Origin of the sequence: Pseudoalteromonas ardens (assembly GCF_030125445.1) — a bacterium.
Lineage (GTDB): Bacteria > Pseudomonadota > Gammaproteobacteria > Enterobacterales > Alteromonadaceae > Pseudoalteromonas > Pseudoalteromonas ardens.
On the sequence record NZ_JASJUV010000004.1, the window covers coordinates 78204 to 102025 of the forward strand.

The window sequence follows — 23822 nt, forward strand, 5'->3', positions numbered from 1 at the left end:
TTTATTTGGAGTTTTTGAATATCCATAACCAAATGGAATAACAAAGCAGATACTGTTCTTTTTGTCGCGCGGTGAGTTGCGTATCCTGCATGCTAAGAAAATGACCGAATTGCATCTATGTGCGCGGGTGGAACCGCCGGGGCAATTCGGCGGGGCAAGCTATATAAGGGTTATGGGGAAACAATCATCATGTTGTTAAGTCAACTCAGTGCCGCGGCCAGTCCGCTGACACAAGAACAACTGCAAAAATTACAGGGGTTAGTGGCGGAGCTTAATCCGATCCAGCAAGCCTGGGTCAGTGGTTATCTGGCTGCCAATGCCAACACCGCCGCGCTTGCGGGGAGTTTAGGACAGACGCCAGCGGCGGTTTCTGAAGCGGCGCCTTTGACCATTTTATATGGCTCTCAGACGGGTAATGCCAAAGGCGTTGCGGCTCAGTTAGAAAGTGCAGCAAAGGCACGTGGCCTGCAAACCAAGCTGGTTAATATGGCTGACTACAAGCCTTCAGCCCTGAAGAAAGAACAGTTTATTGCCGTTGCGGTATCCACCTACGGTGAGGGTGAACCACCTGAAGATGCTGAGACATTGCATGCCTTTTTGGCAGGTAAAAAAGCCCCGAAACTGGATGGTGTTAAAGTGGCTGTACTGGGCCTGGGCGATTCAAGCTATGAGTTTTTCTGTCAGACTGCCATTGATTTTGAAGAGCGCCTGCAAAAACTGGGTGCTGAGTCTGTCGTTGCACGTGCTGATTTAGATGTCGATTACGAAGATCAGGCAACAACCTGGATTGACAGTGCCCTGGACGCGTTTGAGCCTGCGCTGAAAGCACAACAGGCGGATGCCGGTGCCAACGTGGTCGCTATGCCATTGGCAACGGCCGGTGCCCATGCCAGCCAATACACTAAGCAGAATCCGTTCAACGCAGAAATCTCGGTGGTCCAGAAGATCACCGGTCGAGACTCGACCAAAGATGTACGCCATGTAGAGATTTCACTGGAAGGGTCTGACATTGCGTATCAGCCAGGTGATTCACTGGGCGTTTTCTTCCTTAACGATGAGCAACGTGTCGACGACGTTATCGCCTTGCTTGCGCTGGAAGGGGACAGTGAAGTCACATTGGGCACTGAGACGCTAACACTGCGCACTGCGCTGATTGAAAAACTGGAACTGACGCAGTCTTACCCTGGTTTTGTCGAAAAATATGCGGCAGCAACAAGTAATGAAGAGTTGAGTGCACTGGTGAGCGACAAAGCGGCGCTGCGCGAGTACATCGAAGCGCGCCAGATTTTCGATATCATCAAACAACAGCCAGGCACGCTGAGTGCACAGGCACTGGTGGACAGCTGTCGTAAGATCCAGCCACGCTTGTACTCCATTGCATCGAGCCAGGCTGAAGTTGAGGAAGAAGTGCACCTGACCGTAGGGTTGGTGGAATTTGACGCCTTTGGTGAAACACATCAGGGCGGTTGCTCTGGTTACCTGGCGCATCGCGTTGAGGAAGGCACGCAAATTAAAGTGTTCAGCGAGCATAACGACAATTTCCGTTTGCCAGCAGACGACAATACACCGGTGATCATGGTAGGCCCTGGTACCGGTATCGCACCATTCCGTGCTTTCCTGCAAGAACGTGAAGCGCGTGATGCTGAGGGAGACAACTGGTTGTTCTTCGGTAACCCGCACTTTACTCAGGACTTCCTGTATCAGGTTGAATTACAAAAGTACGTGAAATCGGGCGTACTGAATCGCATTGATCTGGCCTTTAGCCGCGATCAGGCGGACAAAATCTACGTTCAGGACCGTTTACGTGAGAAGGGTCAGGACGTATACACATGGTTGCAAAATGGTGCGCATTTTTATGTATGTGGAGACGCCAGCCGTATGGCCAAGGACGTTCATCAGGCATTAGTGGACATCGTTAAGCAGTATGCAGGTAAGAGCGACGAGGAAGCTGAAGAGTATCTCAAAGAGCTACGCAGCGCGGGTCGCTATCAAAAAGACGTGTACTAATCCTGCGGGATTAGTCAGTACACACCGTCACAGTGTAAGAATTTAGGAATAAAGATGAGCAATAGCGATTACAAACCCAACAGTAAGCTCGACCCGAACGCCAAACTGTCTGATAACGAGCGTTTGAAAACTCAGAGCAACCTGCTGCGTGGCACCATTAAAACCGACCTGGGCGATCAGCTGACCGGTGGATTTACTGCCGACAACTTCCAGTTGATCCGCTTCCACGGCATGTATCAGCAGGATGACCGTGATATCCGTGCTGAACGTATCAAGCAGAAGCTTGAGCCGATGCACAACGTGATGCTGCGTGCGCGGATGCCGGGCGGGATCATCAAGCCGCATCAGTGGCTGGCGATCGACAAATTTGCGGAAGAAAAAACTGAGTATGGCAGCATTCGTCTGACCACGCGTCAGACCTTCCAATTCCACGGTGTACTTAAGCCACACATTAAGGAAATGCACCTGACGCTGAACGATGTGGGTATCGACTCCATCGCCACCGCGGGTGACGTAAACCGTAACGTCCTGTGTACCACCAACCCGGTTGAGTCTGAACTGCATCAGGAAGCTTATGAGTGGGCGGCACGCATCTCAGAGCACTTGCTGCCAAAAACTCGTGCCTATGCCGAGATCTGGCTCAATGGTGAAAAGCAGGAAACCACTGAAGAAGAGCCAGTGTTAGGTAGCACTTACCTGCCGCGTAAGTTCAAAACCACAGTGACTATTCCACCGAATAACGAAGTGGATGTGCATGCCAACGACCTGAACTTTGTGGCCATTGCCGAAGACGGCAAGCTGGTTGGCTTCAATGTTCTGGTGGGCGGTGGCCTGGCTATGACTCATGGTGATGTGAACACTTACCCACGTAAGGCCGATGACTTTGGTTTTATCAGTCTGGACGACACCTTAGCTGTGGCTGAGCATGTAGTGGGCGTTCAGCGTGACTGGGGTAACCGTGCTAACCGTAAGAACGCAAAAACCAAATATACGCTGGATACCTTTGGGACGGATACGTTCAAAGCGGAAGTTGAAAAGCGCGCGGGTGTGACATTTGGTCCAAGCCGTCCGTATGAGTTCACCCACCGTGGTGACCGCATTGGCTGGGTAGAAGGGATAGATGGTAAGCACCACCTGACGGTCTTTATTCAAAGCGGCCGGATCCTGGATTATCCAGATAAGCCTCTGAAGACAGGGTGTCGCAAGATCGCTGAGATCCACCAGGGGGATTTCCGCATGACAGCAAACCAAAACCTGATCATCGCGGGTGTACCGGCAGAGCAAAAAGCGGAAATTGAACAACTGGCACGCGAACACGGTTTGATTGATGAGGCGCATACAGAGCAGCGTAAAAACTCAATGGCCTGTGTCTCATTGCCGACTTGTCCGTTGGCGATGGCGGAAGCAGAGCGTTACCTGCCTGACCTGATTGAAAAAACTGAAGCGATCCTGGCGAAGCATGAGATTGCTGATGATGACATCATTTTACGTGTTGTCGGTTGTCCGAACGGCTGTGGCCGCGCCATGCTGGCAGAAATTGGCTTTGTTGGAAAAGGACCTGGAAAGTATAACGTTTATCTGGGTGGTAACCGTGCCGGTACGCGGATCCCGAAACTGTATTTAGAAAACGTGGGTGAAGACGTATACCTGCCGGCGCTGGACGAGTTGATTGGTCAGTGGGCCAAAGAGCGTCAGCCGGAAGAGTGTTTTGGTGACTTTGTGATCCGTAAGGAAATTGTGGCGGAAGTGAAGGTGTCTAAAACCGACTTCCATGCATAATGAAGTGGGCGCTCAGCGCCCCTGACCACGGCTTTTAGCGGTGGTGGAATACTGGGAATGAGTAATGAGTGACTTTAAACAAATCCTGACGTTGGATAAGGCCTCACAACAGGCTTTATTGAATGATGCCAATGGCATGCTGGCGCAAAAAAGTGTCGAAGATCGCGTTATCTGGGCACTGGAAAATTTGCCAGATAACCCCATTTTGTCATCCAGTTTTGGGATCCAGGCAGCGGTGATGCTGCACTTAGTAACCCGTCAGCGTCCGGATATCCCGGTGGTTCTGACAGATACCGGCTATTTGTTCCCGGAAACGTATCGCTTTATTGATGAACTGACGGAACAGCTGCAGCTGAATCTGAAAGTGTATCGCGCAGCACAGGGGCCGGCGTGGCAGGAAGCGAAATATGGCAAGCTGTGGGAGCAGGGTGAAGAGGGCATCAAGCGCTATAACACCTTGAATAAGGTTGAGCCGATGACCCGTGCACTGAACGAACTACAGGCCGGGACCTGGTTTAGTGGCTTACGTCGACAGCAATCTTCGACCCGCGCGGACAAGCAGATCTTAGAGATCAGCCGTGGCACGGTGAAAGTGTACCCTATCATCGACTGGCATAACCGCGATGTGTATCAGTATCTGACTAAACATGGTTTGTCTTACCATCCGCTATGGGATGAAGGCTATGTATCTATGGGCGATGTTCATACCACCCGTAAACTTGAGCCGGGCATGAGCGAAGAAGATACGCGTTTCTTTGGCTTGAACCGGGAGTGTGGCTTGCACATTGACGGCGATGGCATATAGCAATCGTATTGCCTGAAAGCATGTAAACAGCGGACTTTGCAACCTAGCTCAGTCCGCTTTTTTGTCACTATTGAGTCACAAAAGCTACACTGAGACTCATGAAGGAAATGAGCAGGTAAATGAGATGCGCCCAATTTACTGTCTGGTTGGTTTGTTGTGGTGGTTGGTATCGGGAAGCCTCAGTGCTCAGTCATTGAGTGGGGCTGACCTGCCGGTCTTGCGTGTCGCTTTGCCGTATAACGCGTTTCCACCGTTTGTCACCGGTGACCCAGCCCGGCCAGGCGTGTTACCAGAGCTGCTGGCCCATTTTACTCTGGATGGTCAGCCGGTTCAGATAGCATATATCCCGGAAGAGCGGTCAAAAAAGCTGATCAGCCAGGAGCAGATACATGTGCGAATGGAGTCTGAATCCTGGTATCGCGGGAATACGCCCATGTGCTGGAGCCCGGGATTATATTGGGTAGAGGATGTGTTGGTGACACATCAGGGGGCAAGTGTGCCCGAACAGGACTATCAGGGGTTCATTATGCTTGGCCGGTTTGGTTATACCTACCCGACCGTTGAGCAGGCACTGACAAGAGGGCTGTTGCAACAAAAGCTGTTTTATTCAGAGCGAGAAATGCTGGCTGCGCTGGCTTCGCCGGTAAAAGAGGACCGGCGCTTTGCTGTGATGAGTTTGCCTGCGATTCGCTGGCTGAAATTGAGTAACCCTAAGTTTGTCAGCGCGCTCAAGGTACATAACGTGGTGGATACCGCGCCTTTGCAATTACAATTTAATCATTCCAAACTGGGGTTACGTGGCTGTGTGCAATTTCGTGATTTCTTTGTGCGCTTTCGTCACTCTACCGAATATCACTCTATACTGTTAAAGTATGGCCTCGATATAAAAGGAGTGCCGCAATGAAGTACGCAAGTTATCTGTTAATTATGGTGATGCTGGTCGGCGTGGCGTCGCTGTTCGTTCTTAAGCGTCCAGACGGGCGTACCTGGTTGAGCCTGGATGATATTCTGGGCAAAGCACAAACCCAGGCTCAGCACATGCTCGATGAGTCAAAGCAGCAGCTGGACAAAGCCGTGGATATGGTGAGTAGTTCCGATGCACAGGCACCCCAAGAGCAGTCTGGTAAAATCTACAAATGGCAAGATGCACAGGGCAACTGGCATTATTCAGATCGACCGAATGCCCGTGGGCAAAGTGAAGAAATGACTTTAGACCCCAGCAAAATAACCATTATGGCAGCCGAAAACACCGACATTCTAAAACAGCTTAAAGTGCAGCAAGATGCCGGCCGCATTCCCAAAGATCTGCCGGCGAACATGAGCCCGGCAGACATCAAGAAGTTGGTGCAGGATGCGCAGAACATCGAAAAACTGATGCAGGAGCGCAGTAAAAAGCTGGAGGAACTATAGCCTCAGAGCTGCGCTTCGACATACTCGGCGATCGCCAGGCTGGCGGTCAGTCCGGGTGATTCGATACCAAACAGGTTGATGAGTCCATTGACCTGATGATGCTGATGTCCCTCAATTACAAAATCCTGTCCTTTGTCCCGAGACAGCTTAGGCCTGATCCCGGCATAGTCCGGCTTTAGCCGCTCAGGGTCCAGTGCGGGCCAGTAGCTTTGTATGGCCTCAACAAAGCGAGCCTTGGCATCGGGGTCAAGCTGGTAATCGAGGCGATCAATAAAGTGCGTGTCGGGTCCAAATCTCAGCTGGCCGGCCATGTCTAACGTTGCGTGGATCCCTAAACCATGTTGTTCAGGCATCGGATAGATGAGGTTACTGAATGGGTGATGGCCCTGATAAGAGAAATACTGACCGCGACACAGGTGGCTTTGTGGAATGTGGCGTTCTCCCAGCCCATTGATGCGTTTAGCATTATCCTGTGCAAACAGACCTCCAGCATTGATCAGCGTATCGCAGCTGAGCGCAAAGGCTTCCCCGTCACAATCCAGCGCAATGTGAAACCCACTGGCTGTGTGTTCGGCAGAGTCAAAGCGCGTGTGGCAGACCAGATTGCCGCCAGCTTGCTCTAATTGATGAACCAGTGACAGCATAAACTGATGACTGTCGATAATGCCTGTGGATGGAGAAAACAGCGCGGCGCTGGCAGATAATCCTGGTGCCATATCCCCAACCTGGGTCTGACTGAGCGGCGTCAGATCGCATACCCCATTACGCTTTGCCTGCGCCTCGATGGCAGCCAGTTTATCGTGTTCTGACGCTGTGCGGGCAAACAGGATTTTACCAAGTTGTTTTACAGGTACATGGAAACGCGCGCAATGGGCGTATAACAAGGCTTTACCGCGGACACACAAGCGTGCTTTGAGGCTGTGTTCGTCGTAATAGAGCCCGGCGTGGATCACTTCGCTGTTTCGGCTACTGGTGTGTTCGCCAAATTGTCCCATCTGGTCGATGACTAGGACGGAGCGAGTCTGACTGAGGCGTGCGGCAATGGCCAGGCCAATAACGCCTGCGCCAATGATGACTGTTTCTACATGGTCCATGATACTGTGTGAGTGAGCGGCTGAAAGGCAAAAGTGTAACGAAATGCCTGCGCTTAGGCAAAAAACCGGCGGGATGGGAGATACCCTGTAACCTGGATCAGTCTGGCTTTTCTCTGCGCATTAGCAAAATTGTCAGGTAAATCTTGGTTGGTAATGAACAGATCAGGCCAACGGCAATACAGGCTGCGCCCAATACGTAACCTGTGGGCCCCAGCTCAGTCAGCCACTGTGCACTTAGCAGCGTGTGGCCTGTAAAAATGAGCAACAGTCCACACACAATGACACAGTGAAGAATAACAATCAGACGTTTTTGTGTGCTCATGATCTTAGCCTCCGGGTTTGGGCTAATTTCATTGTGCGGTTTTAAACAATAAAAAGCGTTGCGCTACATCAAACAGACGTTATTGTTATCGACGTTCAACGACAGCGGCGGTCATACGGGCGACACAGCAGAGTTCGCCACGGGCATTAACGATTTTCACTTCCCAGACGGAGGTACGGCGGCCCAGATGTAAAGGCCGTGCCGTTGCGGTGAGGATGCCATTGCGTGATGCTTTCAGGTGATTGGCGTTGATCTCCTGTCCGACACAGTAAAAGCGCTCAAAGTCGACCGCAAAGTTGGCCGCATAACTGGCAACGGTCTCGGCCAGTGCGACGTTGGCGCCACCGTGTACCATGCCCAGCGGGTTATGATGTGCAGGGGTTGCCGGCATGGTGGCCACCAGATAATCATCGCCAATTTCACTGATGGCGATCCCGAGCGTTTGCATGAGCGTGCCTTTTTGATGAAGTCCTTCATCCAGCGCCTGACACTGTGCTAACGTAATTGGGCGGTACCAGATACTCATTCCGTGTGCTCCCGGTTATCCGAACGAAATGGGCTTTCGGCCCGTCACGCTGTCGACGTTGTTTTTTTGCTTATTGCGTTTCTTTTTGCCAGATTGACTTGGCTTTTTGCCTTTGTCAGAGGCTTGAGGTGCACTGCTTTGGTGCGTAGCGGGTGGATTAGGCTGGCTGCGCTCGGCGGGCACGGCGCCTTCTGCCAGGGTTAGCATAAAAGTTTCTTCGTTAAAATAGAGGGTGTCTCCGGCGTACAGTTTCTTGCGTTTAACCGTACAAAGTTCGCCGTTGACGCCCACATATCCAGCCGCGATCAGCTGCTTAGCTTGTCCGCCACTCTCTGCAAAGTCTAATACTTTTAACAGGTTACAAAGTTCAATTGGCTCTTCTTCAAGCTCTATTTCGATATATTCTTGATTCATATCACAACCTCACTGGATGTTTTGCGACAGTATAGCGCGACGCTGCGGTGAACCACGAAACTTTTTCGCTGATCACCGTGTCTTTAATGTAATTGCAGCATTTGGTGTGTATCTTGCACGCCGATCGGAGTCGGGCGGTCTTGAGCCGTCGCTTTTAGCAGTCATTCGCTGCGGCTTTTGTAAATTATGACAACAGGAGACACACCATGGGGATCCGTTCTGCATTAAAAAAAGATCTGATGAACTTAGAGGCATCTGGATTAATGACAGCAGATGATGTGCGTGGCTATCTCAATACTCAGCTCAATCAGGGCCGGGACAAATTGACACTGATCTCACGATTCAATGAACATCACAGCCAGGTACAAGCTGGCTTACCCAGCCAGGAAAGCGACCTGACGTTTGAGCGTCACCGTCTGTTTAAAGAAATTGTGTATCCCAAATCGGCGGTACAAAATTGGCTGACGCGCAGCCACTGATGCCGAGAGTGGCGATGACCCAATGGACAGGTGTCACGCTGCTGTGGTTTACTCAGACCATAATAACAAGAACAGGGAGCTTTCATGAGAGTATGGTCGGTGGCTGGATGTGTGTTATTGAGCGCCTGCAGCACGCACCCTGTGGTACACGTATTCCACGCCTCGTTGGACGATACACAGCAGCAAAGATTGGTCAGCCAGTTAGAGCAGGCCAACATACACTATGTCCTGAATGACCTTCCTGTATCAGGTAAATCTAGTAATGGTTCTTTCTCTGTGTGTCCAACAGTAACTAAAAAGCAAGTTTGATTTATCTTAAACTTATTTTGAGTTTATCGGATACGTAACTTGTAAAAACCCTTAGTATCCATTTCTTGAACCCTTGGTAGCCTAATAAACCCAATGCCAGTATCGTTAGTAGTTACAAACCCCTTAGGTCTCCATTTGATTATTCGAGGCCAAGTCGGCGGTGCAACATAAATAGGTTGGCAGTGCATTAGTGCCTCTGTGTGTTCTTTTGTTTCCGGAGAGTCAATCACTTTAAATATCTTCGTCCCATTTTGTTCTTCATTCAAAATTGCATATATGATTTTATGCCTACGCTCTGGTTTGATGTTCTCCACCTGCTTATGGACGTGCTTAAAATATATCTCTATATCCACTCGATGAGCATACAAATTAGCTTGGCAATTTAAAGCTTGTAAGTAGTTGAAAGAATCTATATCAGATGGGTTCTTGATACGAACCCATCCATTTTTATGTGGGATGCTATAAACATCATTATCATATGCGACCATTAGTATCTTTGGAGACAATGGTAAAAAAAGCAAACAACCAGCAGAGCTTAAACCAAATGATTGTAATTCGGCCCTTTTATCTAGTAGGTGCCACCTATTTGTGAGCACAGCTGGATCATCTGAAGTAATAAAGTCTGTGTGCGTATTATTTTTTACCAGACAAACTTTAAGGTCACTAACTACATGTTTAATTTCGGAAAAAGAACGCATTGAATGTTGAACGGCATCCTTTATTCCCAACTTCAATTCAGTTACACCTGTAAACTGATGCATTCCTTCACTCAATTCGACATTTCGACGAGATGCAGCTTCTGTTCTTAGATATTGAAGTAACCAAAAGTGCTTTAAAAAGGCTTGATCCTTATCATTTAATACGTAGCTGGGCTTCTCTATGGTACGCACCATCGCGGAAAAGTGTCCCTCAATAGGTTGTAGCGCTTTTTCAAGCTCAAGATCTTCTCCATAAAAATAGTTTTTGGAGCATTGGTTCTTAATTGGAGCAACTTTTACTACCTTTTTTCTATCCATGTTGTAGAGACAAATTGATGCTTTTGAAGCATCTACTGAAAAGTTTTTTAGATAGCACTGCGGAACATAATGTTGATTTTTGTTTGAAGCCATAATTACCTTGTCAAGATATTTAGAGTTTTGGCATGAGGCACTAATTAGTGCCATCAAGCGTTACTCATAGCAGCCACTGTGTTACTATTGGTTGGCATTATTCATACTGGCAATAAAGGCATTTGAATCCTCAATAGAGCGATTCATATCGGTGATCAGCGACTGAATATCGCGTTTTAACCCACTAAACTCGCCTTTGATGGCAGCAATCGCCTGCGCATTAAGATTGTGTTTTAAGTACAGCACGTTGTCTTTTAGAGAATCCAGTACGGGCTGCATTTTTGCTTCACTGGCACGCATTGAGCGCAGTAGCTTATCAAATTGACGTTGGGTCTGACGGAGCTTTTGTTCACTCTGACGTTTCAGTTTGGCACTTGAATACTGCGTCAGCTCGTCCTGCCATTCAGCAAACAAGGCTTCTGCAACATCCTCGACCTTGTCTATGTTGGTACGGACGTCCTGCGCGGCGGCTTCACTGGCGAGATAGTCATCATTGAGTTGTTCGTAGACACTTTGTAACTCGCCACCGTCAAAGTTGATCAGGGTCGTCAGGCGCTCCAGTGCAGACTGGAACTCCTGCTGTGTGGCTTGCTGTGCTGCTTTGGTATTTTCCACCCGATCGACTAAGATTTCACGCTTGTGCACACCCACTTTTTCCCAGGCGGCATAGTAGGCGCTTTGACAGGCACTGAGCAAACACAGGGTGAAGATGACGAGGCTCTTTTTTATCACAGAATTGTTCATCGGCTTTCCTAATGCGGTTGAAACAGAACGGCTTATACTTAATTGAGACTCTATGAATTATGACTGGGATTGGTAAGATGTGCAAAACTCACTCTGTAAACCTGTGTAATGATGAATGAATTGTGGTTACAGCGCCTGTTGCATCTGAGGCAGCAGGGCAAGCTATTTTTAAGCGCTCAGCCGCTCTGGTGGCTGCGTTTTTACCAGCGCTGCCAGCAAGATCAGCTCATGATCAATGCCGGTTATCTGGCCTACGTCACCTTGCTGTCTTTGATCCCGCTAGTGGCGGTTGGGGTGGCGATATTTACGGCGTTCCCGGGCTTTCAGGATACACGAGACGCCATAGAACATTTCATCTTTACGAATTTTGTGCCGACGTCGACTGACACCATTAAAGCCCATATCAGTGCCTTTACCGGCAATGCTAATCAGATGACTGCGGTGGGGATTGGCTTTTTGACGGCCGTTGCCCTGTTGTTGATCCGCAATGTGGACGCTGCCCTCAATCGTATCTGGCGAGTGGAAAAGTCCCGGCCGATGATGATTTCCTTCGCGATATACTGGATGGTACTGACACTGGGGCCGGTATTGTTGGGCGCCAGTATTGGGGTGACCTCTTATATCGTGTCTTTGGTATCGTTTGCCGATCAGGGGATCCCGGGCTTTAGTGGCTTTTTATTGAAGCTTTTGCCCTATGTTATTTCCATGGCAGGCTTTTTTATGCTCTATACTTTAGTACCAAATACACGCGTGTCTTATCAGGCAGCGATACCCGGGGCATTTTTTGCGGCTTTATTGTTTGAGCTGACTAAAAAAGGCTTTGCCCTGTATATCAGCCATTTCCCCTCGTATGAGGTGATCTACGGTGCTCTGGCGACAGTGCCTATTTTATTTGTGTGGGTTTACTTGTCCTGGATGGTGGTGCTGTTAGGTGCTGAATTTACTGCCTGTTTGTCCGAAAAGGAATGTGAGGAACAAGACACACCAGAATAAAGAGGTGTGCAATGACTCAATTATATCGGCTGGAGTCTCCGCGACGTAGTTTTCATCTGGCGGTGTCCGATGGGCACCAGCTACATGTTGAAGAGTTTGGGCTGGAGAGTGGGTTGCCTGTGGTGATCTGCCATGGTGGCCCGGGCAGCGGCTTGTGCCGTAGCTCGGCCAGTTATTTTAACCCGCAACGCTATCGGATCATCTTATTTAGCCAGCGCGGATGCGGCCAGTCTTCGCCCCAGCAACTCACCCACAACACCACAGAGCACTTACTGCAGGACATAGATTGTCTGCTGACTTATTTAGGGATCGGTCAGTGTGTGCTGGCGGGTGGCTCCTGGGGTGCCACATTAGCGCTGTTGTTCGCGCAGCGCTTCCCGGAACGCGTACAGGGCTTAGTTCTCTGGGCGACCTTTCTGGGGTGTCAGAGCGATTTACAGTGGCTGTATGGTGTGAGCGGTGTGGGCGCGCAATTTTACCCGGAGCGTTATCAAATTTTTAGCCAGGGGGAAGGAGATTACAAGGCAGTGCTGGCGCGTTATGCCCGGTTATTGCACAGCAATGATGAAGTCGCCGTAAGGCGGGCTGCGCAACAATGGCATGACTGGGACCGTCAGTTGAGCATTGGCAGCCAGGCATTGCGTTATCAGCTGGACCATGAACAGGCGGTTGTTCAGCAGGCCCGGATCATGGTGCATTATTTCCACTCACGCTGTTTTATCGAGGAGCAGCAGATCTTTGCCTATGCTGACAAACTCAAGCGTCTGCCTGTCTGGATGATCCATAGTCGTCACGATTACGTCTGTCGTTTTGCAATGGCGCAGGCACTTGCGGAACAACTGAATGCACGGTTATTGATCCTCGAAGAAGTTGGGCACTGCGCCACAAATGCAGTATATTCCGAAGCCATCCGTCGCGCTGCTGATCTGCTGCTTTGTAAGCTGGCACATTAGGCGCATTATCAATCATTTCCGCAAACCATTGAGGTAACAGTGCAGGGATTAATTCAAAGAGTCAGTCAGGCCAGTGTGGTGGTCGAAGGTGAGTGTGTTGGTCAAATTGGTCAGGGGATCCTGGTATTACTTGGCGTAGAAAAGGCCGATGAGCAAAAAAGTGCAGACAGCTTGTTACATAAAATCAGTAACTATCGTATTTTTACCGATGCACAGGGCAAAATGAATCTGAGCCTGAGAGACATAGAAGGCGAGTTGTTGGTGGTATCTCAATTCACGCTGGCAGCGGATACCAAAAAAGGCATGCGACCGAGTTTTTCCTCTGCTGCCACGCCGGCGCAAGCTGAAGCGCTCTACGAGTATTTCGTGGCTCAGGCAAAGGCGTCTGGGTTGCGTGTTGCGACCGGCCGCTTTGCTGCAGATATGCAGGTCAGCCTGTGTAATGATGGTCCTGTGACCTTTAATTTATCGGTGTGATCCAGCCGCGTGCTCAGCGCGTCAGAGAAATAATGTGATTGGCATAGTCGGGCACTTTGTGTACGAAGGGTTTTTTACCAAAGTTAGTAATAAGCAGGTGCTCGAGCTGTTTTAGCTGCGAATCGTGCTCGGCAAGAAAATTGATATACAACCTGCCCCCCTCGTTGAGGGTGGCACGAATTTGTGTGTAAAACTTGTGTTCGTACAAAAATCGGGGGGCATCAAGCTGACTGAACAAATCCAGGATGATCCAGTCATAATGGCCGTTGTTCTCCAGTGCCTGATAGGCATCGCTGCAACTGACATTGGAGATCGGATCGCCACCAAAATAGCGCTTATAGCAATGAATAATGTCAGGGTTATTATCGATAGAGGTAATCTGACAATCCGGGTAGCTGATGTGCAGATAATCCCGGATAGCACCCGCACCCAGCCCCAATTCCAGCACTTTACCTGGAGCAGGACATTTTTGCCACAGCGCTGCTAATATCTGCAAATGCGGAAAAAGCAGCCTCTCCGGATGATTGAGCTCAATCACGGATTGCAGTGTGTCGTTTATCAGTAACCAGCGTAAGGTTTTTTCCTGGCGTACCTGTATGCTGACTTTGCCATGCTTATGCCAATACAGCAGGTGCCCGAGCTGATGACTCTGGTGCACAAACTCGTTACTGATGGTACCGGGTTCAGTAATAAAATCTTGCATAGTTACATCAGCATAGCTTGGCTTCACAGTTCTGCCACCGCGTTTCGTTGAATTTACATGACAAATTGACCAAATCTGGCCGATCATTCCCTGTTGCACACTTTTCTTGTAAGGTAAGGTCCATAAATTAGACAAAAGTTCCCCGCAAAAATGGGGGACCAGTTTGCACGAGTCGGGCACATTATCCCGCAGCGACAGGAAAAGCACAGGAGTCACCATGTTTCAAATAACAGCGCCACAGAGCAGTGAAGATTGGCAAGCGTATTATCAACTACGATGGCAGGTTTTGCGGGCCCCCTGGGATCAGCCCAGAGGCAGCGAGCAGGATGATCTGGAGCAGGAAGCTGAGCATCGTTATATCAAAAACAACGAAGGTCAGGTGCTGGGTGTAGCACGCCTGCATTTTAATAATCAGCAGCAAGCGCAGGTTCGTTATATGGCCGTTGACGAAGCGCATCGAGGTCATCATCTTGGCAGCCGATTGTTGCATGAACTGGAGAAAATAGCCTGGACGCAGAAGGCCGAAGAGCTGGTGTTGTTTGCCCGTGAACGTGCGTTGGCCTTTTATGAGCGCCACGGTTATCAGATGATCGAAAAAGCCCACCTGTCCTATGGCGATGTACAACATTGGAAAATGGTGAAACAGCGGCCCTCAGAGCCTGGCTGGTTCCGCCATCCACAGTGGACCCAGGTGTTACAGGATACCTGGCGTGAGTCGATCCCTATCAGTGATGCGATGGGGATCAAGGTTGAAAGTTACACCGACTGGCAATTCTCCACCCGCGCAGATCTGAAAGCGAATCTGAATTTACATAATTCGATGTTTGCGGGATCGGTTTACAGTATGGCCACCTTAACCGGGTGGGGCGCGACGTATCTGGCGCTCAAAGAATTGGCTCTGGAAGGCAATATTGTACTGGCAGACGCCAATATTCAGTATCTGAAACCCTTAACCACAGCACCCAGTGCCACGGTCACATTGGCCGACTGCAGTGGTGAGTTGAATGCGCTTAATGAAGAGGGTAAAGCCAAGTATCGTGTGCCGGTGAACGTCTACGACGGTGACGTGTTGGTTGCGAAGTTTGAAGGGTTGTTTGTGGTGCTCAAATAATGCGTTGACGGCCTGCCGATGCAGGCCGTCATGGTTGTGCTTAGAGCAGATCTGTGACCGCAATACCCAAGCCTAGGCGCTGAATGTGTGCGTTGTAGTCAATCAAGCTCTCGCCATAGCCATTAAAATACTGTACATAACCTCGCACCCGTGAGGAGCCAAGCAAAGGAAACGACCAGTCGAGTTGCACCGCACCATGGTTGTCACTGTTGAAGTTGTTACGAGTCATAAAGCCAAATTCATGGTCGCCATGGCGATAAGCCCCACTGAACTCAAAATAGCCCATGTACTTGTGAATATCCGGGTTATCATCCCCTTTTGCCGCTAATGGCTCGGGCTTGTCGTCCTCTGGCAGGCGATACCAGGGTTTGAAGCTAAACACGAAACCTTCATATTCCCAGATAAAGTTTGCATAGAGGCGGTTCCAGGACCGAGAGTTAGGCTGGCTGCGGCCATTTGACTGGTGTGATGCGCCTAAAATGATGGCCATTTCATCGCCCCACAGCACATTGTCGTCATCAAGGAAGTTAACCCAGAAGATTTCCGGTTCGTAATTGGTTTCACGGAACGGAGAGGAGATATCTTTGTTGTATAGCTGCCAGTAAGATTGCAAGGTGACCCCGACATAGACCGCCTGATCTTTGTCTTTAAAGTGGCGATAAAGAGGCACTTTCATCGATATTTGATATTTGACTTCCATGTGGTCGAGTGGCTCCCCTTCTTCTTCCTGAATGGCCTTTAAGCCATCAAAGGGGCGAGAGTTGGGGTTTTTGACATAGGTCACTGGCAGAATATAGTTGCGATTGTGCGGTGTCAGCACATTGCGGTTGTTTTCCGTGACCATTTCCCGTGCCATGCGGCGATCCAGTTTGCTGAGGCGGGTCTCTTGCAGTTTTTGACAGTAAAGTTTGAGCTGCTCAATCGTTTGTTGTTGATCACCCGCAATGATCTCATTCAGTACACATTGCTTTATCAACTCCAGGTCGTCCTTCGCGTTTTGTTCATTGGCGAGCAGGGTAGAGGGGGCCAGTAAAGATAAAAAAGCGAGTATCCTGAGTTTCATAGGCAGTGCAGTCCTTAGTCAAAAGCAAATTATCATCATAGTATCATGGCAAAGAAAAAACTAAGAAGGGCAAAATTGTCAGCAATATATTTAGTCAAGTGGTGTTTGGTTGATTTTTGTTCATCTTGGCGCTAGGTTAATTAAGCACATTGCATAAAAGGAGATTGAAATGAAAATATCACTGAACAAAAAAAGTATTAAGCAACTGAGTAATAACCAACAACTGGGCCTCGCTCAGACACCGAATGTAGCCGGTGGTGCATCGGGCCATCCGGCTTGTGAATCACTGGGTTGTGATACGGCGGTGTTCCTTGGGTGTCCGACTGGTCGAGATTGTTATTCTGGCCGTTTTGAGATCTGCATGCCAGATTAATCCCAATTTCACTTAATTCGTGTTCATTTTGACGGAGCAAATATGACGCTATCTGCGTTACAAATTTATCGTTTAGCATCTTTACTTAAGGTATAAGTTCGCCAATTTTTGCCTCGCCTATATGGTTCTAGGTGCCTAAGCGATAGCAGGATGCAGGAGCGGTGTTAGCTCCTTTATTTTCTCGCCTCAAAATGGACCAGTTAATTAAGTAAATTGGTATAAAAAGGCCGGCGGCAACTTAGGTTGCCGCCCCACCTTAGCAAGTGAGGGTTTGCTCACCTACTCTCACGCAATCGTTGCTTCGCTGTGTATGTCATCGAGCCGCAGTTTTGGCCAATACAGATGGATCCACTACAGTTCATAGTAGTTGGTGAAAAATTTATATAATTCAGTGCCCTGATTGACACTGGCTGAGGCAAAATGCAGTATCGCAATGGCATCTTGTGTCAATGTGAGGCTGTGCAGAGGCGTTTCGGATAAATACTGCTCCATGCGCAAAATACGCGCAATGCATTCCCCTGCTTTGATGTGTTCACCGAGCTGCGCTTTATATTCCACCATGCCACCCATAGGCGCATAGAAGGTCAGGTAATCTTTCAGTGCGCAGGCGTAGCGTTTGATGTTCTTTGGCTGATGATTGCCATCTGCTACCACTTCTTTGTGTGTCAGGTAGCTGAGAATGCTGTTGGCATCATGCACGGCTTCATCCAGATCAATTTTTTCCTGTGAACCTAATTCAACAGTAAAGGCTTCAACGGGCACGGCTAAGTCGCGGCCTTGTGCTTTTAACGCTGTGCTGAGTTGCCACCAGGGACAGAAGCTGGCTTCATCCATTGCACCGTCAAATTCATTGGGGATCAGCAGTACATGGGGAATGTCAAAATAGCGCGCGCTGTCTGTGGCGTATTCCGGACAATATAAGTGTTTCGCTGAGATAGGACCGGTATGCAGGTCCAGTACGATATCAGCCTGATGCGCCAGTTTTTGTAGTGTGAGTGCAATGCGCTTGCCAGTCGTCAGTGTATGTGCCGGCGCATCAAGTAGCGCATCGGTTGCCTGACACAACTGTTCACGGAAGGCGGCGATAAGTGCCGCATCGGAAGCTTCACCGTGCTCAGCAAGGCAGCGCTGTACCTGATCACTATGGTCATGATACATGCGGTTCCAGTTCATGCCGGTAATGGGGTCAAATCTTCCAAGCGTAAATTCCCCCGACTTTTGATTACAGCCGATCGGGTTGGCATAGGGCACCAAAGTGATGTCACCCGCCAGAGTGAGGTGCTTTAATTGTTCAAGCAGTGCATAGATCACCGCATTGCCCTGTACCTCCGCGCCGTGCATATTGGCCTGAATGTATACGCTCGGGCCTGTGCCATTACCTTGCAAACGGTAGACCGGGATGGTCAAAGGCAGGCCATTGGCGATTTCCCCAACCTGAATATGTTGCTGTGTGATAGTGTTCATGGTTACCTCAGATAATAGTCGGCGGTTTCGCTGTGACGAATACAGTACAATTGACCCTGAGTGAAAACATACTCTGCGGGTAGCTCGTGACACAGAAAGTACGGCATACTTTCTGTGAAGCCATAGGCCCCACACTGGTCAAACACCAGCCAGTCGCCATAGGCGAGATCGTCTGGCAAGCTATGCGAACCAAGGTGATCCAGGGCTGTACATAATGGGCCATGTAAATGATATTGGCGCTGAGCAGTATCAGATGCACGCAGTGCCTGCACCGGAAAAGCCTGACTGGTCACGGCCGGTCGCAACAGGTGGTTGATGCCACCTGCCAGGATGAGCTGATGTTCGTCGTAATTGCATTTTTGTTCCACTACCGGGTTAAGGTAGTAGCCACACTGCGCCACGGCATAGCGACCCAGCTCCATCCATAATTCTTGCACGCCCGCTTCGGCCTTAATTTTGGCCAGACTCGCGATGACTTGGTCCCAATCGAGTGCCTGCTGGCCTGACTCGTAAGGCACCCCTAATCCCCCGCCCAGATCTAAGATCCTAAGGCGCATACCCAGCTGTTGGCTCAGCTCAGTCAGTGGGGGGACCATTTGTTGCCACAGGCTGGCCAGTTTGGAGGCGTCGAGCATGTTGCCCCATTGAAAAATATGCAGGCCTGCAAAATCCAGCGCAGGATAGTCGCGTAAAGTCAGTTGTTGCCACTGTTCACAGCCGAGTCCAAATGGGGTCAGGCTGTCGCCGCCGAGTGGATTTTTGTCTCCTGCTGGCCAGCGTAATTGAACGCGAAGCAGCACTGTTAAAGTCTGTTGACGCTGCTGTGCCGCGTCGTTCAGCCAGCGCACTTGATTGAGGCTTTCAGCAACAAAGGTAGTGACGCCAGCATCGAGAAAATGCTGGATTTGGGCCGGTGATTTGGCCGGCCCAGTGTTGAGTACGCGTTCGGCCGCAATGTCCTGGGCCAAGACCTGTGTGAGCTCTCCCCGGCTGGCAACATCAAAGTTGAAGCCCGCGGTGTCCAGTGTTTTGAGGACGCTGGATAACGGATTAGCTTTAACGGCATACCAGAGCTTGACCACGTTTTGGGTGGTCAGGTGATTAACATGTGCGCTCAGTGCATCCAGGTCGTAGACGAAGAATGGGATGTCCAGATCAGGGCACAGTGCAGTCAGTTGCTCACGCAGTGGCGTACTCAGTGTGGTCATTAGCGTAGTACCTCTTCGAGTTCTAACGACGCATCACTTTGTTCGTCACGGTATTTCACAATCAGTGCACAGGACATGCTCAGCCCTTGTGCCTTGGCCCAGTCACTGGAGGCTGGACGCGACCCCGGGATCACAATGGCAAAAGGCGGAATGGCTTCCCCTTTTTCCAGGGTACGCTCATTCACACAGTCATACACTGGAATGCTGGCAGACAGGCGAACACCCGGTGCCAGCACTGCACCGCGTTTTACGACTACGCCTTCAACCAGCACACAGCCCGCACCAATGAACGCCTCGTCTTCAACCACGACCGGGCTGGCACCGACAGGCTCTAGTACGCCACCAATCTGAACTGCGGCACTTAAATGCACATTTTTACCAATCTGGGCGCAAGAACCAACCAGTGCGTGGCTGTCGACCATAGTGCCGGTGTCGATATATGCACCAATGTTAACATAGGCTGGCGGCATGATGATGGTGCCTGAAGCGACATACGCGCCACGACGCACGCTGCTGCCTCCGGGCACCATACGGACGGCATCTTCGGCGGCAAAACCACGTGGGGCAAGATTGTCTTTGTCTACAAAACCGCCCGGGTATTCGATATTTTGACCCGCACGGAAAGCCGCCAGAATACCTTCTTTGACTTCGACATTAGCATGCCAGTTGCCGTGTTCATCTTGGTTCGCAGCACGTTGTGAACCATTTTCTAAATTATCTAATAGTGTTGACCAGGTCATAGGGAGCCTCTTAATTCCAGGATAAAATCTGTTCGTTCGCAGCATTCAGTGCCGCATGATTGGTTAATTCCAGGTGCGTGAGCGGTGGCCTCAGATGGGGCGTGGTTAGCGTGCCCTGTAAATGCATCAGTGTCTTTACCGGGATAGGGTTGGCAACGGCAAACAAGCTGCTGATGGCATCGGCCCAGGTAGTGAACAGGTTAGGGCAGGTGCCGCTGAGCGCACGGCGGACAAATTCGGCAGTTTGGCCAGGCCAGGCATTCGATGCCACAGACACCAATCCGGCCGCGCCTGCCTGTGCAAAGTAAGGCAGCAATGCGTCATCACCGCTGTATATTGCCAGGCTGGGTAAGGCACGACGAAATGCTTCAAACGTGGCAATATCGCCGCTGGCTTCTTTGAGCGCCCACAGGTTGTCATGATGTGCCAGGTTCGTTAGCACTTCAGGTGCAATGGCAACGGCACTGCGCCCTGGAACGTTGTAGATCATGCAGGGGACGTTTGCTGCGCTAAGCAGGGCATCAAACCAATGGGTCTGACCAACGACACCGGGTTTGGCGTACAATGGAGAGCCGAGCAACAGCGCGTCGATCTTTTGGGTATTACAAAACTCGACCCACTCCAGCTGGGCCGCCAGATTGATGCCGCCGACGGCAACCATAATGGGGACCTGAGGCGCAAGTGCACAGACAAACTCAACGATTTTTTTCTGCTCAGACAGAGTCAGGGCAAGGCCTTCACCGGTACTGCCAAGCAGCAAGATGCCATTGTTGGCTTCAACTTGCTGAGCAACGAGTTGCTGTAAACTGTGATAATCGACCTGATCGCACGCGTCAAAAGGTGTGACAAGGGCCGTCCATAACGGGTAGTCAGATAACTGATCAGATAACTGAATGTGTGATTTCATCTCTACCGAACTTCTTGCTGGTCCGGTAGTCAGGAAGGTGTCCTACTCCGAACCGTTTAAAATTCGAAGAGCAATGGACTTAAAAAGAATAGGCTGCTGGCCATATTGTTTCTAAGACCAGAAGCTCTCCACCAAATGTGTTGGTGACAGTCGCTGGGATTCAACCCAGTCGCCCGAAGCAGTACGCAAGCAAAGCGCAGTGCTTCTCGGCGTTAATTCCCCTCTTTGAGTTTCACGGGAGTTTGCTCTCCTCCACTCAAATACCTGAATAACGCACCTCTTCCAGCCCTAAGACGTCCACACTTTTTAGATGCATGGCCGTCTGGATAAAATAGGGTACGGGCGCATTGAAACATTTTGGCCGTCTGGGTGTCAAGTCACTCTCAGCAAAAGTTTGAAATTTAATCTAAACTGGGAAAGAGTCTGGCGCCTGGATGATCCGGCTGGTTTTGGGAGGGATAATTTGGACAATCTGGTTACACGCTATCGCCTGAAATACCTGGTCGCACTGGTGATCATGTTGCTGGTGTTGACGATGACGACTGGCCTGACTTTGTATCTGCTGGAGCAGCAAAAACAGGTTGCCAGAGTGATCAATGTTGCAGGTATGCAGCGCATGCTGTCGCAAAAAGCCGCCTTGCACCTGGAGTATGTCATCATCATGCGCGAACACAACGTGGCGGCAGATCGTCAGGCATTGAACAATGCGCTGCAGCTTATGCAAGCCAACCATGATTTTTTGCTCATGCGCGATGGCGAGCAATACAAGCACCTCAATACGGAGCTTTATCAATGGTATTTTGCGCAACCGGGGGATTTGGACAGGCAATTAAAACAATATTTGGCGCTGTTGTCCGGGGTTGCCAGTCAGCCTGATTTAGATCAGATCCAGGAGATCCACACCCGTTCTCAACTGTTGTTACAGGACTTAGATCATGCGGTGTTGCTGTTTGAGCAGTTTACCAATGAAAAACTTGAGAAATTAAGGAACCTGCAACTGCTGATGTGGTTACTGGGGTTGGCTTTGCTGCTCGCTGAGATTAAGTGGATATTTTTCCCCATGGAACGCAGCATCACCAGCGCGATAGACCGCTTGCAGCAAACGCGTTTGAAAGCTGAGCATGCCAACCAAAGTCGCGCCATGTTTCTGGCTCGCGCCAGTCACGAGTTGCGGACGCCCTTGCAGGCCGTGCTGGGGTATCTGCACTTATATCAGGAATCACAGCGTGACAGCTACCTTGCGCAAGCGAATAAAGCTGCCCAGCAACTGAAGGCCCTGATCGCGTCTGTGGAGGATTACAATCGCTTGTCTGACGAACAGCAACCAGAGTTAAATTGCCACCCGGCCAGGCTGACCGACACCCTGGGTCAGCCTGTGGCTACTTATCGTCTGCTGGCCAGAGAGAAAGGCCTGGATTTTAGCTATCACTTTAGCAGCCATACCGAAAAAATATTTGCCTGTGATCATGAACGCCTGAGCTGGGTTATTGGTCAGCTACTCGACAATGCCGTTAAATTCACCGAGCAAGGCACGGTGAGATTGTCCGCCCGCGTGGAGCCTGTCAATCCGGAAGAAGATGAGTTGAACTGGCGTTTTTTCTGTGAAGTAGAAGACAGCGGGCCCGGATTTAATGTGGCGCAGATCAAAGCATCTGCGTCGGGCATCAGCACGGACGGCCACCATTATCAGGGGCTGCAACTGGGGTTAGCCCGTTGCAACTTGTTGTTGGCGATTATGTCTGGTGAGTTGACTTTTTTACCCTGTGAACCACATGGTACAAAAGCATCTTTGAGCTTGCCGCTGAAGCGACTCCCGGAGCCGGAGCCGGTAAGTGGACTGGCCCGCCATAAAGTGCTGCTGGTGGAAGACAATCAATTGAATGCCAAAATTATTGAAAAAATGTTGGATAACATGGAGCTAACCAGTATTCATGCGAGCCATGGGGGACAGGCCATTGAGGTATTGGCACACCAGTCTTTTGATGTGATCCTGATGGATTTGAATATGCCGATTATGGATGGTTTTAAAGCCATTAAAGAGATCCGTCAGACGCTGATGTTGTCGACGCCAATTTTGGTATTGACCGCGAATACCTCAGAGCAGGCAATTAAATCGGCCGTGCAGCTTGGCGCGACCGATTATTTGTTTAAGCCTGTTGAAAAGGGGGCATTGGAGCGCGCCCTGCACAAAGTGCTCACCCTCAGCGACGCAACTTGATGTTACCAACACCGACTTCGATATCCAGGCTGTGTTCACCCTGGCCATGATAGCGGAGGGTTTCACCGACCATGTTGCGTTCTGTTTCTGCGTTACCAGGCAAGTCAGATAGCTTGGTTTTACCGACTCCGGAATCGAATCGCACGCGTCGGAAGTCTTTGGCGTCTGTCTCTATCGTGACATTGCCGACCCCCACTTCGACATCGGCGTCATTGTTTAATCCGAGCAGTTTCACATTGCCGACATCCACTTCGACATCCAGTTCCATTGACTCAGGGACTTTCACCGTCCAGTCCTGTTTTACGTACTTACTATTGAGGCTCAGGCTAAGCTCATTGCCTGCCCGGCGGCTTGCCAGCTGCACGTCTTCCAGTGCATCCGTCACTTTATCTATATCATGCTCGACGGGTTCGAGTTCAATGGTGACCTCGATGGTTTTGCCTGAATGCGTTTGTGTTTTTAATTTACCAATAGGAAACTGGATCTCGAGCTCTGTGCTGTCTGCCAGTTCAAAGGAGTGTGTTAATGTGCGTGTCTCTTTAGCCTGAGCGGTGGCACTTAGCACCAACAGTGCCGCAGTTATCAGATTTTTCTTCATCCTGTTGTCCTTCCAT

The 23822-nt window shown here is 50.0% G+C and carries 26 protein-coding genes and 1 riboswitch; of the genes, 13 read left to right on the plus strand and 13 right to left on the minus strand.

The window, feature by feature from the left end; translation table 11 throughout:
- Nucleotides 1–189 precede the first annotated feature (189 nt).
- From QNM19_RS14070 to QNM19_RS14090, 5 genes are all read left to right on the plus strand, one after another.
- The gene (locus tag QNM19_RS14070; protein ID WP_049864119.1) at nucleotides 190–2007 is read left to right on the plus strand and encodes an assimilatory sulfite reductase (NADPH) flavoprotein subunit; all 1818 of its coding nucleotides are present in this window, start codon (nucleotides 190–192) and stop codon (nucleotides 2005–2007) included.
- 54 nt (nucleotides 2008–2061) lie between these two features.
- Entirely contained in the window at nucleotides 2062–3786 is a 1725-nt protein-coding gene (gene cysI, locus QNM19_RS14075; RefSeq protein WP_049864118.1) for an assimilatory sulfite reductase (NADPH) hemoprotein subunit, read from the plus strand.
- A gap of 64 nt (nucleotides 3787–3850) precedes the next feature.
- Nucleotides 3851–4591, plus strand: coding sequence for a phosphoadenylyl-sulfate reductase (locus QNM19_RS14080; protein ID WP_049864117.1), 741 nt, complete (start codon nucleotides 3851–3853; stop codon nucleotides 4589–4591).
- A 124-nt stretch (nucleotides 4592–4715) separates the two neighbouring features.
- Nucleotides 4716–5495, plus strand: a complete 780-nt coding sequence (locus QNM19_RS14085; protein WP_049864116.1) for a hypothetical protein — start codon at nucleotides 4716–4718, stop codon at nucleotides 5493–5495.
- Entirely contained in the window at nucleotides 5492–6001 is a 510-nt protein-coding gene (locus QNM19_RS14090) for a DUF4124 domain-containing protein (protein WP_049864115.1), read from the plus strand. Before QNM19_RS14085 ends, QNM19_RS14090 begins: the two co-directional genes overlap by 4 nt.
- Nucleotides 6002–6003: 2 nt before the next feature.
- Here QNM19_RS14090 and QNM19_RS14095 read toward each other — a convergent pair whose 3' ends face one another.
- The 4 genes from QNM19_RS14095 to QNM19_RS14110 form a co-directional block, all read right to left on the minus strand.
- Nucleotides 6004–7095, minus strand: a complete 1092-nt coding sequence (locus tag QNM19_RS14095; RefSeq protein WP_049864114.1) for an NAD(P)/FAD-dependent oxidoreductase — start codon at nucleotides 7093–7095, stop codon at nucleotides 6004–6006.
- A 97-nt stretch (nucleotides 7096–7192) separates the two neighbouring features.
- On the minus strand, nucleotides 7193–7417 hold the full coding sequence (locus tag QNM19_RS14100) for a hypothetical protein (RefSeq protein ID WP_049864113.1): 225 nt from the start codon (nucleotides 7415–7417) through the stop codon (nucleotides 7193–7195).
- Between the two features lie 85 nt (nucleotides 7418–7502).
- The gene (locus tag QNM19_RS14105; protein ID WP_049864112.1) at nucleotides 7503–7943 is read right to left on the minus strand and encodes a PaaI family thioesterase; all 441 of its coding nucleotides are present in this window, start codon (nucleotides 7941–7943) and stop codon (nucleotides 7503–7505) included.
- A 15-nt stretch (nucleotides 7944–7958) separates the two neighbouring features.
- Complete coding sequence (locus QNM19_RS14110) at nucleotides 7959–8357, minus strand: RNA-binding S4 domain-containing protein (RefSeq protein WP_049864111.1); 399 nt, start codon at nucleotides 8355–8357, stop codon at nucleotides 7959–7961.
- 206 nt (nucleotides 8358–8563) lie between these two features.
- Between QNM19_RS14110 and QNM19_RS14115 the strand changes: the two genes are divergently transcribed.
- Entirely contained in the window at nucleotides 8564–8836 is a 273-nt protein-coding gene (locus tag QNM19_RS14115) for a hypothetical protein (protein ID WP_010383794.1), read from the plus strand.
- A gap of 84 nt (nucleotides 8837–8920) precedes the next feature.
- The gene (locus QNM19_RS14120; protein WP_156202238.1) at nucleotides 8921–9145 is read left to right on the plus strand and encodes a hypothetical protein; all 225 of its coding nucleotides are present in this window, start codon (nucleotides 8921–8923) and stop codon (nucleotides 9143–9145) included.
- A gap of 23 nt (nucleotides 9146–9168) precedes the next feature.
- Here the strand turns inward: QNM19_RS14120 and QNM19_RS14125 are convergent, their stop codons facing one another.
- Both QNM19_RS14125 and QNM19_RS14130 read right to left on the minus strand, forming a co-directional pair.
- The gene (locus QNM19_RS14125; protein ID WP_082225403.1) at nucleotides 9169–10308 is read right to left on the minus strand and encodes a DUF4238 domain-containing protein; all 1140 of its coding nucleotides are present in this window, start codon (nucleotides 10306–10308) and stop codon (nucleotides 9169–9171) included.
- Between the two features lie 30 nt (nucleotides 10309–10338).
- The gene (locus tag QNM19_RS14130) at nucleotides 10339–10998 is read right to left on the minus strand and encodes a DUF2959 domain-containing protein (protein WP_049864109.1); all 660 of its coding nucleotides are present in this window, start codon (nucleotides 10996–10998) and stop codon (nucleotides 10339–10341) included.
- Nucleotides 10999–11106: 108 nt separating this feature from the next.
- On the opposite strand from QNM19_RS14130, the gene QNM19_RS14135 reads away from it, so the two are divergent.
- The 3 genes from QNM19_RS14135 to dtd are packed head-to-tail and all read left to right on the plus strand — an operon-like array spanning nucleotide 11107 to nucleotide 13421.
- Complete coding sequence (locus QNM19_RS14135; RefSeq protein WP_417712391.1) at nucleotides 11107–11991, plus strand: virulence factor BrkB family protein; 885 nt, start codon at nucleotides 11107–11109, stop codon at nucleotides 11989–11991.
- 11 nt (nucleotides 11992–12002) lie between these two features.
- Nucleotides 12003–12944 (plus strand): alpha/beta fold hydrolase, encoded by a 942-nt coding sequence (locus QNM19_RS14140; protein ID WP_049864108.1) that lies wholly within the window; start codon nucleotides 12003–12005, stop codon nucleotides 12942–12944.
- A 39-nt stretch (nucleotides 12945–12983) separates the two neighbouring features.
- Entirely contained in the window at nucleotides 12984–13421 is a 438-nt protein-coding gene (gene dtd, locus QNM19_RS14145) for a D-aminoacyl-tRNA deacylase (protein ID WP_049864107.1), read from the plus strand.
- A 13-nt stretch (nucleotides 13422–13434) separates the two neighbouring features.
- Here the strand turns inward: dtd and QNM19_RS14150 are convergent, their stop codons facing one another.
- Nucleotides 13435–14124, minus strand: coding sequence for a spermidine synthase (locus QNM19_RS14150; RefSeq protein ID WP_040644601.1), 690 nt, complete (start codon nucleotides 14122–14124; stop codon nucleotides 13435–13437).
- Nucleotides 14125–14341: 217 nt separating this feature from the next.
- Between QNM19_RS14150 and QNM19_RS14155 the strand changes: the two genes are divergently transcribed.
- Nucleotides 14342–15235, plus strand: a complete 894-nt coding sequence (locus tag QNM19_RS14155) for a bifunctional GNAT family N-acetyltransferase/hotdog fold thioesterase (protein ID WP_049864106.1) — start codon at nucleotides 14342–14344, stop codon at nucleotides 15233–15235.
- A 40-nt stretch (nucleotides 15236–15275) separates the two neighbouring features.
- On the opposite strand, the gene QNM19_RS14160 is transcribed toward QNM19_RS14155, so the two are convergent.
- The gene (locus QNM19_RS14160) at nucleotides 15276–16298 is read right to left on the minus strand and encodes a phospholipase A (RefSeq protein WP_284026831.1); all 1023 of its coding nucleotides are present in this window, start codon (nucleotides 16296–16298) and stop codon (nucleotides 15276–15278) included.
- 169 nt (nucleotides 16299–16467) lie between these two features.
- Between QNM19_RS14160 and QNM19_RS14165 the strand changes: the two genes are divergently transcribed.
- Entirely contained in the window at nucleotides 16468–16671 is a 204-nt protein-coding gene (locus QNM19_RS14165) for a hypothetical protein (RefSeq protein ID WP_010383783.1), read from the plus strand.
- Nucleotides 16672–17022: 351 nt separating this feature from the next.
- Here QNM19_RS14165 and QNM19_RS14170 read toward each other — a convergent pair whose 3' ends face one another.
- The 4 genes from QNM19_RS14170 to dapA are packed head-to-tail and all read right to left on the minus strand — an operon-like array spanning nucleotide 17023 to nucleotide 20990.
- A complete protein-coding gene (locus QNM19_RS14170) occupies nucleotides 17023–18135 on the minus strand; it encodes a succinylglutamate desuccinylase/aspartoacylase family protein (protein WP_049864105.1) in 1113 nt (370 codons plus the stop codon).
- Between the two features lie 2 nt (nucleotides 18136–18137).
- Nucleotides 18138–19343 (minus strand): PLP-dependent decarboxylase, encoded by a 1206-nt coding sequence (locus QNM19_RS14175; protein WP_049864104.1) that lies wholly within the window; start codon nucleotides 19341–19343, stop codon nucleotides 18138–18140.
- The gene (locus QNM19_RS14180; RefSeq protein ID WP_049864103.1) at nucleotides 19343–20083 is read right to left on the minus strand and encodes a 2,3,4,5-tetrahydropyridine-2,6-dicarboxylate N-succinyltransferase; all 741 of its coding nucleotides are present in this window, start codon (nucleotides 20081–20083) and stop codon (nucleotides 19343–19345) included. The genes QNM19_RS14175 and QNM19_RS14180 overlap by 1 nt, the downstream gene beginning before the upstream one ends.
- 10 nt (nucleotides 20084–20093) lie before the next feature.
- Nucleotides 20094–20990 (minus strand): 4-hydroxy-tetrahydrodipicolinate synthase, encoded by an 897-nt coding sequence (dapA, locus tag QNM19_RS14185; RefSeq protein WP_049864102.1) that lies wholly within the window; start codon nucleotides 20988–20990, stop codon nucleotides 20094–20096.
- A gap of 113 nt (nucleotides 20991–21103) precedes the next feature.
- Nucleotides 21104–21280: riboswitch (Lysine riboswitch) on the minus strand.
- A gap of 173 nt (nucleotides 21281–21453) precedes the next feature.
- On the opposite strand from dapA, the gene QNM19_RS14190 reads away from it, so the two are divergent.
- Nucleotides 21454–23208 (plus strand): response regulator, encoded by a 1755-nt coding sequence (locus QNM19_RS14190; protein ID WP_284026832.1) that lies wholly within the window; start codon nucleotides 21454–21456, stop codon nucleotides 23206–23208.
- Here QNM19_RS14190 and QNM19_RS14195 read toward each other — a convergent pair.
- Nucleotides 23192–23806: a hypothetical protein gene (locus QNM19_RS14195; protein WP_049864100.1), complete on the minus strand. Its 615-nt coding sequence runs from the start codon at nucleotides 23804–23806 to the stop codon at nucleotides 23192–23194. The genes QNM19_RS14190 and QNM19_RS14195 overlap by 17 nt on opposite strands.
- Nucleotides 23807–23822 lie beyond the last annotated feature (16 nt).

Coding starts and splice junctions, on each gene's coding strand:
- QNM19_RS14070 (WP_049864119.1), top strand. CDS start 190: ATGTTGTTAAGTCAACTCAGTGCCGCGGCCAGTCCGCTGACACAAGAA.
- cysI (WP_049864118.1), top strand. CDS start 2,062: ATGAGCAATAGCGATTACAAACCCAACAGTAAGCTCGACCCGAACGCC.
- QNM19_RS14080 (WP_049864117.1), top strand. CDS start 3,851: ATGAGTGACTTTAAACAAATCCTGACGTTGGATAAGGCCTCACAACAG.
- QNM19_RS14085 (WP_049864116.1), top strand. CDS start 4,716: ATGCGCCCAATTTACTGTCTGGTTGGTTTGTTGTGGTGGTTGGTATCG.
- QNM19_RS14090 (WP_049864115.1), top strand. CDS start 5,492: ATGAAGTACGCAAGTTATCTGTTAATTATGGTGATGCTGGTCGGCGTG.
- QNM19_RS14095 (WP_049864114.1), bottom strand. CDS start 7,095: ATGGACCATGTAGAAACAGTCATCATTGGCGCAGGCGTTATTGGCCTG.
- QNM19_RS14100 (WP_049864113.1), bottom strand. CDS start 7,417: ATGAGCACACAAAAACGTCTGATTGTTATTCTTCACTGTGTCATTGTG.
- QNM19_RS14105 (WP_049864112.1), bottom strand. CDS start 7,943: ATGAGTATCTGGTACCGCCCAATTACGTTAGCACAGTGTCAGGCGCTG.
- QNM19_RS14110 (WP_049864111.1), bottom strand. CDS start 8,357: ATGAATCAAGAATATATCGAAATAGAGCTTGAAGAAGAGCCAATTGAA.
- QNM19_RS14115 (WP_010383794.1), top strand. CDS start 8,564: ATGGGGATCCGTTCTGCATTAAAAAAAGATCTGATGAACTTAGAGGCA.
- QNM19_RS14120 (WP_156202238.1), top strand. CDS start 8,921: ATGAGAGTATGGTCGGTGGCTGGATGTGTGTTATTGAGCGCCTGCAGC.
- QNM19_RS14125 (WP_082225403.1), bottom strand. CDS start 10,308: ATGGCACTAATTAGTGCCTCATGCCAAAACTCTAAATATCTTGACAAG.
- QNM19_RS14130 (WP_049864109.1), bottom strand. CDS start 10,998: ATGAACAATTCTGTGATAAAAAAGAGCCTCGTCATCTTCACCCTGTGT.
- QNM19_RS14135 (WP_417712391.1), top strand. CDS start 11,107: ATGATGAATGAATTGTGGTTACAGCGCCTGTTGCATCTGAGGCAGCAG.
- QNM19_RS14140 (WP_049864108.1), top strand. CDS start 12,003: ATGACTCAATTATATCGGCTGGAGTCTCCGCGACGTAGTTTTCATCTG.
- QNM19_RS14150 (WP_040644601.1), bottom strand. CDS start 14,124: ATGCAAGATTTTATTACTGAACCCGGTACCATCAGTAACGAGTTTGTG.
- QNM19_RS14155 (WP_049864106.1), top strand. CDS start 14,342: ATGTTTCAAATAACAGCGCCACAGAGCAGTGAAGATTGGCAAGCGTAT.
- QNM19_RS14160 (WP_284026831.1), bottom strand. CDS start 16,298: ATGAAACTCAGGATACTCGCTTTTTTATCTTTACTGGCCCCCTCTACC.
- QNM19_RS14165 (WP_010383783.1), top strand. CDS start 16,468: ATGAAAATATCACTGAACAAAAAAAGTATTAAGCAACTGAGTAATAAC.
- QNM19_RS14170 (WP_049864105.1), bottom strand. CDS start 18,135: ATGAACACTATCACACAGCAACATATTCAGGTTGGGGAAATCGCCAAT.
- QNM19_RS14175 (WP_049864104.1), bottom strand. CDS start 19,343: ATGACCACACTGAGTACGCCACTGCGTGAGCAACTGACTGCACTGTGC.
- QNM19_RS14180 (WP_049864103.1), bottom strand. CDS start 20,083: ATGACCTGGTCAACACTATTAGATAATTTAGAAAATGGTTCACAACGT.
- dapA (WP_049864102.1), bottom strand. CDS start 20,990: ATGAAATCACACATTCAGTTATCTGATCAGTTATCTGACTACCCGTTA.
- QNM19_RS14195 (WP_049864100.1), bottom strand. CDS start 23,806: ATGAAGAAAAATCTGATAACTGCGGCACTGTTGGTGCTAAGTGCCACC.